Genomic DNA, 12,474 nt, shown 5'->3' on the forward strand with positions numbered 1-12,474 from the left:
TTTAAGCATTATTAGGCTATTCACTGTGATTTTTTTTATGTTGGGCATAGATGCTACCTATTGCTTTTATCACCAACTTCAGGAAGTTTTTCGTCTAGCTGAATCATCCGTTTTATGAGAAATATCGCGATTTAAAAAATTAGGACTCCATTATTGCAACCAGCTAGCAAAACGATGACATAGCGCATGTTTAAAAGCACACCATTCGGCTGAAAATTCGAATGATGGAAGCGATTTCAGTTAATTTTTCCACAATAGCGAACCTATTCTCTTAAAAAAATAGGGGTATTGCTTCTAACAATAAATAAGGCTCCTGTTCACACTCCTAATCATGAATAATCCAGGGCAAATATCCTACGATTCCTAACCAGTATACTGTTTCAGTAGAAAATGCTAATTAAGTAGCATTATTTCAAGGATAGCTTCGGTTTTGCGGATATTGAACTGAAAACCATCCTGTTTAAAAACTATAGCCTGTTCATGCCGGTTCTGATGTAAGTACCAAAACCAATTTTCCAAGCATGAGTAATAAAATCACTGATATCGAAGGAATTGGACCGGCCTATTCCACCAAACTAGCGGAAGTTGGAATTCATACTGTGGAGGAACTTTTGAGTAAAGGGGCGAGCAGGGAAGGTAGAAACCACCTAGCCCAGGTTACCGGTTTAGATGAAAAACGAATTCTTAAATGGGTGAATATGGCAGATCTCTTTAGGATTAAAGGCATTGCCAGTCAATTTGCTGAATTGCTGAAAGCGTCAGGCGTTTCGACGGTAAAGGAATTGCAACATCGGCGAGCAGATCATTTAAGGGAAAAACTAATGGAGGTGAATGCAGAAAAAAATTTGACCAAAGCAATTCCATCCTTAAGTACTGTGGAGGATTTTATTGAGCAAGCGAAAAACTTAAGCCCGGTTATTAGTCATTAGTAAGTTATAATTATTTTCTTCCATAGCGGTACATATCACCAGAGTTCAGGAATCAAAATTTGAATTTCGCCGAAAATTAGACACCTAAGCTAACGACCGGATAACCCAACAAGCTTTAAATCAAAATATACTAAGTCATGAATCAATTAATGAACTTGTTGAGAGAGCCCTTATCGGTATTATTGTCAAATCAGGGTGGATTAGGGAATGAAGATGCTCAAACCGCCGCAGCTTTGGTCGGGGAAAATATTTTTAAAGGAATTAAGGAAGAGGTCTCCAATGGTAACCTCAATGACCTTTTGCAAATGTTGGCAGGAAATGAAACCATCACCGCAGAAAATCCTCAGATAAGTAAAATGATTAATGGTTTCAGTGAAAGTCTTATGAATAAATTAGGCTTGGACGGCGGGCAAGCAGCACACCTGGCCAATTTGGCAATTCCTTTTGCGTTAAATTTTATTTCAGAGCGCTTTAGGGATTCCGGTGGTAATCAGGACATGAAAGGTCTTGCCAATTTGATTGGGATGGATAGCGGTTCTTCCCGTATCATTGAACAGGCCAAAAATCTTTTTGGGGGCTTATTTGGAAAATAATTGGTTAGCAAAATATCGTACTGCTATCCCGAAGTGACATCTTTCCATGTGCATCTTTAAATCATCCTTTAAAAGTTTTAAAAGGCTGTATTTGCATATTAGTTTTGGATATGAAATTCAGTGTATTAATTCTTCTTTTAATAGGTATAAATTTCACTTCCTTCTCTCAACCAAAGAGTAAAAAGCTTGAGGCTTCTTCCTATCCGCATGTTTATTTGGAAAATGATCAAATCAGAATGAAGGTTTTCGTGCCGGATGCAGCGAATGGTTATTACCGCGCTACGCGGTTTGATTGGTCTGGAATTATTGGAAGTCTGGTGTACAAAGGGCAAGAATATTTCGGTGCATGGAAAAACGGGCATGACCCTTTTTACCATGAGGATGTACTGGGGCCGGCAGAAGTTTTTGGGAATTTGGGCTATGAGGAAGATTCCCCTAATTTTATCAGAATAGGAGTCGGGCTTTGTCAAAAGCCAAAAGGCGAAAAGGAATATCAATGGGATGCCACTTATAAAATTGTGGATGGAGGCAGCTGGTCGGTAGAATATCAAAAAGAAACCATTGTGTTTGTGCAGGAATTAGAGGTCAACAATGGTTTCGCTTATCGTTATCAAAAAGAAATTGGTATTCGTAAAAGCGGATTTTTTATTAAACATCAGCTTTGGAATACAGGGAAAAAAACGATAGCAACGGATCAGTTTAATCATCATTTTTTCTCTTTTCCTCCATTTAAAACAGGGGAGGCGTTCACCGTAATTTTTGATGAATCTCCCGAAGTTAAATCGGGATTTGAAGATAATCGTGTTTTGATTCAGGGGAATGTTCTTACTTTCAAAGAGGCTATTGAGGAGCCGGTATTTTTACCCTTGGAGCATTTGGGGCAAAACCATCAGCATGGATTTTCCATTCAACATCCTTTGAATGGCGGTGTGAAAGTGAAGGTAGACCAACCATTACAGCGCCTCACCCTATGGGCCAATGACCGAGCGATTAGTCCGGAGAATTTTATAGCCATTAATGTGCTTCCCTCAGAAAAAATGGAATGGACGGCGAGTTATGAATTTTTTTAACCCGGATTATACCTACTTAAATGCTCGTTTAGCTGTAAGGCGAAAAAAATGAAGCGTTAGTTTCCTGTTTTGAGTTTTTTCCAACGAAACAGATGAATGAGGAGAAAGCAAGCTTGCCCTAATCTGGGCGATTTCCATCCTAAAAAGATGACTCGTATTTACCTGACCATAAACTACTTGTGTTTATGATTGAGTTTGGTAGTTAATAATTTGGGTTAAGGAAAAAATATTGGAAAATAGTAGGGTCTTATATTTTGAAGAGTAACTTCATGGCGCTTTAATGCTATAGCTCGTTGATGATCCAAAGTATTTTCATGAATACAGCATAATAAAAACATCACCCTGTATTCATGAAAGGTTTCATCATGCCCCCTTCAATTATATGAATTGAGCTGAGAATTTAAACTGCATTATTCCTTCTTAAATCCTCCCTTAGTGGGTAGGCGGGAAAAATGAAAGAATTTTTCCTATTTCAAGTATTTTGCAATGCAGCAGTTGAAAGAGCAACATATAATTTCACTCAAATTGAGGTTGGAATGAATTTAACAAGAGTAAACTTAAAGGATTGAAATAGATTTATTTCGGGGATTGATTGCTAGTCCGAAGGTAAATAGATCGTTTTAATCATACTTAGCCGGGGAATGCTGGGCATTTTCCATACTGCCCACAATAAATTCCCGTAAATGATTGGTGGCTGCCTTCAGGTCCTCGAGTCTTAAATACATCATATGGCCGGAAGGATAAGTATGAAATTCAAAACGATCTTTCAATTTGCCGGATGGATCAATTTGCCACATCGTATATTTGGAATTAAAATAGGTAGTTGCACCATCATAATAACCCGTTTGAAATAAGACTTTCAAATAGGGATTTGCCGCCATTGCTTTGCGAAGATTATCCCGCGTATGGTTATTTTCTTTATTCCACGGATGAACCGGGCCGAATACATTATATTTTATATCCGTTTTAAAATTTAGTTTCTCTCGCATATAGTAGTTGATCGCTGGGGTAAAGGCATGTAACCAGGAAGTTATTTCCGGATTATATTCCGGGCTGGTGCCCATATCTTTTCGGTCTATTCCAAAATAACGGGAATCTAAACGACCAATCGTCATTCCTTTTTCATTTTTTAAAAGGGTCTTCCAGAAGAATCGGGTGGAGACGGCTAAATTTTGTTGAAGAATATCCCGCTTATCCAGGGAAGTATAGGTCGCAATTTTGCTGGATAAATCCTCCTTTTCCTGCTCACTTAGAAAACCACCTCTTGAAAGAGCAGGCATGAGTTGATTAACCGTAAAATCTTCCACCTCCGGAAGAATTTCCGATAGTTGTTTGCTTTGAAAATCCGGAGATAACTGTTGATGATACCATGCTGTGGCCGTAAAATAGGGAAGATTGAGCGCATCCGAAACTGGACTGTCGGCAGCATAGGATTTATAATCCGCAGGGGAGACCAATATCACTCCATTTAGATATACCCAATGTTTGGCTTGTAACTCATAGGCCAAACCGGAGACTCTCGTGCCCCCATAGCTTTCTCCAATGAGGTATTTGGGGGAAAGCCAACGATTATGACGCCCTATAAAGGTATTGAGCCAACTCCCCAAATATTGAATATCCGCATTAATGCCAAAAAAATCCTGTCGATTAACTTTTTCATCTTTTTTTGTGACGGTTCTGGAATAACCGGTGTTGACCGGATTGACATAAAGAATATCAGCCACATCTAATACAGAATACGGGTTTTCCCGAATTCCATAAGGTTGCACCGGATGCCCCTCCGCATCGATATTCAGTAAAACGGGTCCGGTATAGGCAATATGCATCCAAACAGAAGCGGAGCCGGGGCCGCCATTGAAACTGATTAAAAGGGGGCGTTCAGCTAAGTTTTGCTTAGCTTTCTTGTCCTCACTTAAATGATAATAGGTATAATGTAGAGTGGCTTTCACTTCTCCTTTTTCGTTCCAAAAGGGTTGCATACCGGTTTCTGCGGTGTATTGAAGGGGCCTTCCATTAAAAGTACCTTTATGGTAGGTAGTAATAACCGTATCCTGAGGAATTTCTAAAACCTGAGCCTTTAGGTTCTGACTAAAGAGAAGGAATACCGCTATAAGAAAATATTTTGTAAATGTCATAAATGGGTTAAGGTTAGTATTATTTTAAAATACAGAATTTTGAAAATATCTTCTATTAAGTAGGCTTAAATTCTTTTTGAAACTATTTAAAGTGCTCTTAATTAATTAGTTACAAATCCTTTATTTAACATAAGGTAAATTATAAACAACGAATTAATTAATAAATAATATAGTATTGTTTTTATAAATTATCAATAAAACTGCCTCACGAAATACTTAAGCGCAGAACAAAAAATGACTAATAAAATTCAACGAAAAACTTATTCAATACGGGAGAATGAAATAAATTAAAAGTAAAGTGTAATTCGCTAAATTATTCTTATTTTAGGGTAATAATATTTTTTGCGTTTTTTGATTAATTTTTCTTGGTATTTAGCCCATTGTACAAAGTGATATTTCAGGTTTTTAAAGAAATAGTATTGGAGTACAATAATCCAATACTATTGGGCTATACCATCTCAAACCTCTAATTCCTGTTATAATGCTTGTCATCATTAGTGATTTACATCTGGTTGATATTCCTAAAACCGATAATCCAACGGTTCAAAATATCCCACCCTATACTTTTAAAATATTTCGGGAACGCCTTCGGGAAATGGCTTATGAAGCGTCCTGGCGCACTGATGGTAGTTACCAACCCATTGCAGAAATGGATTTACTATTATTGGGAGATATTTTAGATATTATAAGATCCTCCAAATGGCTGAATAGCGATACCCTTCGCCCCTGGAGTGACCCTTATAGTCCGGAATTTATTGACCGCATTGCCGAAATCAATCAGGCCATTTTAAAAGAAAATAAAGAGGCGCTGGACATCCTAAAAGGGTTAAATTCCGGTGATTTGAAAAAAATGGTAACCCTCCCTCCTGCTGAATCAGATGGTCGTGTAGCAAAAGTAGGTTATGAGCCTGATGCTCCGGGGAGAGTACCGGTGAAGGTTAATATTCATTATATGGTAGGCAACCATGACTGGTTCTATCATTTGCCCGGAGTGGCTTACAATAATATTCGGCAATCTGTGATTTCCGCCATGGGACTTGTCAATTCTCCAAATGAAATTTTCCCACATGACCCAAAGGAATCCCCTCTACTTTATTCTGTCATGAAAAAACATCAGGTATTGGCCAGACATGGGGATATTTATGATGGGTTTAATTTTGAAGGAAATCGGAACGCCTCTTCTTTAGGGGATGCGATTGTGATTGATCTTTTAAATAAGTTTCCGAAACGGATCAAAAAACAAATACCGGATAGTCCGTATAAGAAGGAATTTTTGGCGGGTTTACAACAAATGGACAATGTAAGACCCTTGTTAATGATCCCCTCCTGGATTGACAGCCTTTTACAACAGCATTATCAGGTAAATACTACATTTGTTGATCAGGTTAAGGGAATTTGGAATAGTCTGGCCGATGAATTTTTAGACTTAGACTTTGTAAAAGAACGTGATAACGTCTGGAATCCGGTGGACAAAGTCGATCAACTACAAATCGTATTAAAACTGGCCGACAAGCTTTCATTTAGCACGATTTCAAAAGTGGTACAAATCATCAATAAAAGAAGTAAGCAAAAAGGAGAATCCTACGCTGATTATGCTTTAAAGGAAGAGGCCTACGCGGAAGCGTGGTCGTTCATTGTCTATGGCCATACTCACCATGCCGAAGTGGTCCCCCTTGGGCGTATCCGTAATAAAACCCAAATATATTTAAATTCAGGAAGCTGGAGAACCATTCATGAGTTGGCGAAAGACCAAAGCCATGGAAATGTATTCATCCCAAATAAAGAAATGACCTATTTGGCATTTTATGAAGGAACTGAAAGAGCGGGAAGAAAATTTGAGCGATGGACCGGTAATTTAGAAGAAGTAAGAAATAATAATTAATATTTTTTGATGGCTTATTTATCCAAACCCATTGGGGAGATTCAATCCGTATATGATGTGGTCATCATCGGATCCGGTTATGGGGGAAGTATTGCCGCTTCCCGCTTGGCCCGAGCAGGTCAAAAAGTTTGTCTTTTGGAACGAGGCAAAGAATTTGCTAAAGGCGATTTCCCTGCCAACACGAAGGAATCCCTAAAAGAAATGCAATTTGATTCCGCTCTTAAACCGGCACATAATACTTTAGGTTTATTCGACTTTAGAGTAAATAAGGAAATAAACGCATTAGTAGGTTGTGGTCTTGGAGGTACCTCGCTGATCAATGCCGGCGTTTCAGTTTTGGCAGAAGATCGTGTCTACCAACAAAAAGAATGGCCTTTAGCATTTCGACAAGATATTGAAAGTTTCAGGGAAGGGGTCGAATTAGCTAAAAAATATTTGGGTGCGAATGAATATCCGGATAATACGGAATTTCCCCCTTTACCGAAATATAAGGCGCTGGAACATGCAGCTACTGCTTTAAACGCGGAATGTTATAAAGTTCCCATCAATGTAAGTTTTAAGGAAGAGCAAAATGCTTTTGGCTTTCCTCAAAAAAAATGTAATGCTTGTGGAGATTGTGTAAGTGGTTGCAATGAGGAAGCCAAAAATACCACGGCTATGAATTACCTGCCGGACGCTGTTTCTCACGGGGCCGACATTTTCACCAGAATTAGTGTTCGGCATCTCGAAAAAAAAGAAGATTATTGGCTGATACACTATCAATACCAAGGCAGTGGTCAAGATCGTTTCGAGGCGAAGCCTTCTTTTCTACGCGCACAAAATGTAGTACTGGCTGCTGGCAGCCTGGGTACCACTGAAATCCTCTTACGCTCCCAAGCTAAAGGTCTTCCCTTATCCTCCCAAGTGGGCAATAGATTTAGTGGAAATGGGGATACCACCGGCTTTGGTTATAATACCGATCATAAAATTCAAGGGATTGGCATTGGAGTGCAGGCAAAAAAAGCAAAAAGTGCAAAAGCCGGTCCTTGTATTGTGGGAATGATGGATTTCCGTGAGCAATCCAGCTTACAGGATGGTATTATTGTAGAAGAAGGCGTCATTCCTAGTGCACTAACAACAGGTCTTCCTCTGGCTTTGTCAGGCCTTGCGGCCATCAGCGGAAAAGATCAGGATAAAAGTTGGCTGGCTTTCTTCAGGAAAAAATGGCTTCAGTTGTTAAGCTTTTTATTTCGTGCTAAGCATCAAAGCGCCATCCACAATACCATCACCTATTTGGTCAATACACATGATGATGCCCGAGGAAAAATACATCTTCAAAATGATCGCCTTCGAATTGATTGGCCTGAAGTTGGAAAGCAGGATGTTTTCACCAAAATTGACCAAAAATTAAAAGCGATCACCAAGACGCTTGGGGGGACCTTTATTCCTAATCCTTTATGGAATAAATTATTAGGGCATGATTTAATCACCGTCCACCCTTTGGGGGGATGTGTAATGGGAGATTCCGCCCAAACAGCCGTAGTCAATCACAAAGGGCAGGTTTTTAACGGTGAAAGCTCCAATGAAATTCATCAGGGATTATATATTTTCGATGGTTCGGTCATTCCCACGGCATTAGGTGCTAACCCCTTACTCACCATTGCGGGTTTAACCGAAAGAAACTGTAAAATTATGGCTCAGGAAAAAGGATGGGCTATTAATTATGCTGTGGACAAGCCTACTAATCCTAAGACACAGATCAAAAAAACAGGACTCCAGTTTACGGAAAAAATGACCGGCTACATTTCCGATCATTCTCAGCAAGAATTAGACTATCACGCTGCTTTTAAAGAAGGAAAAATAGCGAATCAGCCTTTTGACTTTGTTCTTACTATTATTTTTGAAGATATTAAAAAGTTGCTTACAAAGGGCAGTGGTAAAGCTAATATGATCGGAACTGTTGAATGTCCGCTTTTATCTCCCCATCCTATTTCCGTTAACAAAGGTGAATTCCGTTTATTGGAAAATGATCCTGAAATTGGAAACGGAAAATTAATGAAATATCAATTCAGTCTCCATAGCAAAGCGGGCATTGAATACCATATAAAGGGAACAAAGGATATTAAGAACGATTCCGGATTTGACATTTGGGAGGATACCACAACACTTTATGTTGATATTTTCAAGGGACAAGAAGCAATAGCTAAAGGGATACTGCATATCCAAATAAGTGACTTTGTAAGCCAACTCCGTACTATTAAAGTCAACAGGGCGAAAAATAAAGCACAGGAATTAAAATATAAATATTTATTTGGTAAACTGTTTGCTGGATCTTTATTTGATATTTATGGAGGTGTTTTGGCCGGGCAACATTATTTCAACCCTTATGCAGCTCCTCGAATAAAGCGTCCATTACGAACGAGTCCTCCCCAGCTTTTCCCCTTTACCACAGCGGATGGAAAAGATTTATTGTTAAGCAGATACCAGGGAGGTACTAAAGGCCCGGTGATCTTATCCCCGGGTCTGGGAGTGTCGAGTAAAATGTTCGCCATGGATACCCATGAAACTAATTTGGTGGAATATTTATTTGCTCACCAATTTGATGTTTGGCTATTCGACTATCGCACCAGTATTGATGTGGCCTGTTCTATGGAAAAATCCAATGCGGATGAAATTGCAAAATATGATTATCCTGCCGCCATCAAATTAGTCAAATCGGTTTCGGGAGCGGATTCCGTACAACTGGTAGCTCATTGCTTTGGGGCGGTATCCTGGACGATCGGCATGTTAGCCGGCTATATAAAAGATGTACGGGCAGCGGTCATTTCGCAGGTTTCCCTTCATATGGAAACGCCCAAACTTACTCAGCTCAAAACTTCCCTCCGACTTCCTACCCTTTTTGATAAAATGGGCATCGAAAGACTCAATGCCTATGTTGATTCGGATGCCCGATGGACGGACAAGTTATTTGATGATGCCCTTCGGCTTTATCCTATTGAAACGGAGGAAAAATGTAATAATCCGGTATGTCATCGTATCACCTTTATTTACGGACAACTTTTTGAGCATGATCAGCTAAATCATGAAACGCATGAAAATCTACATGAAATTTTTGGTTTGGTTAATATGGATGCCCTGAAGCATTTTGCTATGATGTGCAGGAAAGGCTATGCCACTGATGCGCAGGGGAATGATATTTACCGAGCAAATTTGCACAAATTAGCCCTTCCGATCACTTTTATTTCAGGAGAGGAAAATGATTGTTTTCTACCCGCCAGTACGGAAAAAACGTTCAACACATTACGCAAAGCCAATCATCCAGATTTATATAAACGTTATGTAATTCCAGATTATGGGCATATGGATTGTTTCTATGGAAAAAATGCGGTTCGGGATGTTTACCCTCATATTTTGGAACAATTAGAACAAAATGCTACCCTTAGCTAAATCAAAAAGATGGCAAACAGCCTTGGCCTCCACAATAAATCCATTTTTTAGTACTGATAAGGTTTAATTAATATGGGAGGCGCTGTTTTTGTCTGATCCTTTGTCTTCATTTCTTAGAAGGTGTTTAAAAGCTAAAATTCGCAGCGAAAATTTGAAGGATTGCAGAAGTGATACCCGATTATCTTGACGGAATAGCTCCGCTATTGTTGAAAAATTATCCAATTTCTTCCAATAATTCGAATTTGCTGCTGAATATTGTGCTTTTAAACAGACTTATAGTCCGGATCAATGATGTTTAAATCCTCGTTTAGCTGCAAGGCGGGAAAAATGATGGAATTTTTCCTATTTCATTTTTTACAAGAAAGCAGAGGAGAAAGCAAATTTGGGTCATTAAATCTGTAATTAGGGGTTTATTGATTTGATAATGGGTACATTAAGTTAATTCACTTGATTTATTGGTGAATAATTCGGACCAAAAAGAGAATTACAAAAAAAGCCGACATCATGCCGGCTTTTAGTTTTTTATTTTGGTGGTAGGTTTATAAATCACACCTTTAACTCTAAATTCAAAATAATGAAAATGATACTCGATAATTATAAAGCCGCTGTCGGACTTTAGCCTGAAATTAATCCCCTATTGCCCACCTTTATTTAACTTTAATTACTGGCTGCCATAAGGTTAGGTACCAATTGCTTCTTACGCGAAACTACTCCCGGTAACCATACATTATCATTCTCCAGTTTCACCTCAAAGGCACGCTCAAATAGATCGGTTGCGGTACCAAAAACAATTCCCTGCGAACCATTATTCAATATATCAGTCACTACGAATACAAACAGGTCGTAACCTTTATTTGCAATGGCCTCCTTAATGGCTTTTTCGTAGCTGTCTTTATTGTCCAAAATCCCTTTCACATCCACGGTATTAATTTGCGCAAGAGCCGTTTTGTATTCGCCCATTACAAATTCTTTCATATCCATATTGATGAGATCCTCTGGAGATTTATCACCCAACGAGGCGCCTGCAATCAACATTTCCATACCGTATTGTTCTGCATTTACTCCGGCAATTTTTGCCAGTTCAACAGCTGCATCAATGTCCTTTTGTGTACAGGTTGGGGATTTGAACAGTAAGGTATCAGAAATAATGGCACTTAACATCAAGCCCGCCATTGCAGGTTCAGGAAGTAATTCATTCTCCTTGTACATATCCATCAGGATAGTAGAAGAACACCCCACTCGCTCGGCACGGATCATTAAAGGTTCAATGGTAGAGAAATTCCCAAATTTATGGTGGTCCACAATTTCTAAAATCTCCGCTGTTTCAATGCCATCAATGGTCTGGGCCTTTTCATTATGATCTACCAAAATAACCTTCTGACGGTCAATATTCTGAAGATCTTTGTTTTTGATCGTTGCAAAAACATGGCCTTCTTCATCCAAAACCGGGAAGTTGGTTTGATCCGCTTCTTTCATTAATCCTTCCACATATTCCACAGAATCTGTCGTGCGGAACATATAGAATGGATTACGATTCATTACCGAATGAACACTTACCGACTGGCTGATCAATTTAAATACTTTGAAGAATCCATTGTTAACCTTCAACACCGGAATATCAAAACCGTTAAGGTCAGCCTCTTCTTCATAATTAATCGGACACCAAATAATTAAACCGATGTCCTGGCCTTTTACCTTGTCGATATTTTCTTTCAACAGCTCCAGAATAACGACATCTTTGCCTTCTCCATTATTCAAATTGTTCAAAGAAAGCAATTTCCCGGAGATTAAACCCTTAGGAAGGCTACCATTAATCAATTCACCTTGCACAGTTTCGGCTACATTTTCATAAGTAGTTTCAAACTGTTGGAAAATATTCATTGTACTCATCTCCAGATAAGCATTCGCAATATCGGAAACATGCAGCATGGTCTCAATTTTCCCACTTTCATCCACCACCGGCAGACTGGAAATATTGGCCTTGGTTAAAACTTCTAGGGCTTGTTTCAGGGTGAAGTTATCCTTGATCACCTCCGTGCATCCGGATTTGATATCCTTCAGTTGCGGACGTACTGAATCTTGAAAATCGGGGGCTTCAACTTTAAAATGGTCCAGCACAAAAGCAGTCTCTTTATTCACCTCACCAAGGCGAACAGCTTTCGCGTTAATGTCTAATTTTTGCTTCAGGGCAGCATATGCCAATGCGGAACACACGGTGTCAGTATCCGGATTCTTATGTCCGAAAACCAAAATTTGATCCTTCATCAAGTACTTTATTTTGAGCTAAGGGCAATGCGGGGGCAATCTCCCTTAACCTCTGTGATGTTTTGTTTTTCAAAATTAACGATCAAAGCTAAACAAATATTTTGGGAATGGACAATAATTTCGATTGGAACCCGCCTATTGCCAATTGAAAAGCCAATTCCTCAGGTAATATTT

The 12,474-nt window shown here is 39.1% G+C and carries 7 protein-coding genes; 5 read left to right on the plus strand and 2 right to left on the minus strand.

The annotated features are described in order from the left end of the window. Nucleotides 1-521 precede the first annotated feature (521 nt). The 3 genes from AAA970_RS22220 to AAA970_RS22230 all read left to right on the plus strand — a co-directional run bounded on the left by AAA970_RS22220 (nucleotide 522) and on the right by AAA970_RS22230 (nucleotide 2,592). Nucleotides 522-929 (plus strand): DUF4332 domain-containing protein, encoded by a 408-nt coding sequence (locus tag AAA970_RS22220; protein ID WP_338239071.1) that lies wholly within the window; start codon nucleotides 522-524, stop codon nucleotides 927-929. A 137-nt stretch (nucleotides 930-1,066) separates the two neighbouring features. Continuing rightward, nucleotides 1,067-1,522: a hypothetical protein gene (locus tag AAA970_RS22225; RefSeq protein ID WP_338239072.1), complete on the plus strand. Its 456-nt coding sequence runs from the start codon at nucleotides 1,067-1,069 to the stop codon at nucleotides 1,520-1,522. Between the two features lie 110 nt (nucleotides 1,523-1,632). Beyond that, on the plus strand, nucleotides 1,633-2,592 hold the full coding sequence (locus AAA970_RS22230; RefSeq protein ID WP_338239073.1) for a hypothetical protein: 960 nt from the start codon (nucleotides 1,633-1,635) through the stop codon (nucleotides 2,590-2,592). A 620-nt stretch (nucleotides 2,593-3,212) separates the two neighbouring features. Here AAA970_RS22230 and AAA970_RS22235 read toward each other — a convergent pair. Continuing rightward, nucleotides 3,213-4,727, minus strand: a complete 1,515-nt coding sequence (locus tag AAA970_RS22235) for a S10 family peptidase (protein WP_338239074.1) — start codon at nucleotides 4,725-4,727, stop codon at nucleotides 3,213-3,215. A 481-nt stretch (nucleotides 4,728-5,208) separates the two neighbouring features. Between AAA970_RS22235 and AAA970_RS22240 the strand changes: the two genes are divergently transcribed. Continuing rightward, nucleotides 5,209-6,609 carry a metallophosphoesterase family protein gene (locus tag AAA970_RS22240; RefSeq protein WP_338239075.1) on the plus strand — a complete coding sequence of 467 codons (1,401 nt, stop codon included), beginning with the start codon at nucleotides 5,209-5,211 and terminating at the stop codon, nucleotides 6,607-6,609. 9 nt (nucleotides 6,610-6,618) lie between these two features. Continuing rightward, nucleotides 6,619-10,035, plus strand: coding sequence for a GMC family oxidoreductase N-terminal domain-containing protein (locus AAA970_RS22245; RefSeq protein ID WP_338239076.1), 3,417 nt, complete (start codon nucleotides 6,619-6,621; stop codon nucleotides 10,033-10,035). A gap of 657 nt (nucleotides 10,036-10,692) precedes the next feature. Here AAA970_RS22245 and AAA970_RS22250 read toward each other — a convergent pair. Then, nucleotides 10,693-12,300, minus strand: a complete 1,608-nt coding sequence (locus AAA970_RS22250) for a putative manganese-dependent inorganic diphosphatase (RefSeq protein WP_338239077.1) — start codon at nucleotides 12,298-12,300, stop codon at nucleotides 10,693-10,695. Nucleotides 12,301-12,474: the final 174 nt, after the last annotated feature.

Source organism: Persicobacter diffluens, from assembly GCF_036244895.1.
Classification (GTDB): Bacteria; Bacteroidota; Bacteroidia; order Cytophagales; family Cyclobacteriaceae; genus Persicobacter; species Persicobacter diffluens.

Coding starts and splice junctions, on each gene's coding strand:
- AAA970_RS22220 (WP_338239071.1), top strand. CDS start 522: ATGAGTAATAAAATCACTGATATCGAAGGAATTGGACCGGCCTATTCC.
- AAA970_RS22225 (WP_338239072.1), top strand. CDS start 1,067: ATGAATCAATTAATGAACTTGTTGAGAGAGCCCTTATCGGTATTATTG.
- AAA970_RS22230 (WP_338239073.1), top strand. CDS start 1,633: ATGAAATTCAGTGTATTAATTCTTCTTTTAATAGGTATAAATTTCACT.
- AAA970_RS22235 (WP_338239074.1), bottom strand. CDS start 4,727: ATGACATTTACAAAATATTTTCTTATAGCGGTATTCCTTCTCTTTAGT.
- AAA970_RS22240 (WP_338239075.1), top strand. CDS start 5,209: ATGCTTGTCATCATTAGTGATTTACATCTGGTTGATATTCCTAAAACC.
- AAA970_RS22245 (WP_338239076.1), top strand. CDS start 6,619: ATGGCTTATTTATCCAAACCCATTGGGGAGATTCAATCCGTATATGAT.
- AAA970_RS22250 (WP_338239077.1), bottom strand. CDS start 12,300: ATGAAGGATCAAATTTTGGTTTTCGGACATAAGAATCCGGATACTGAC.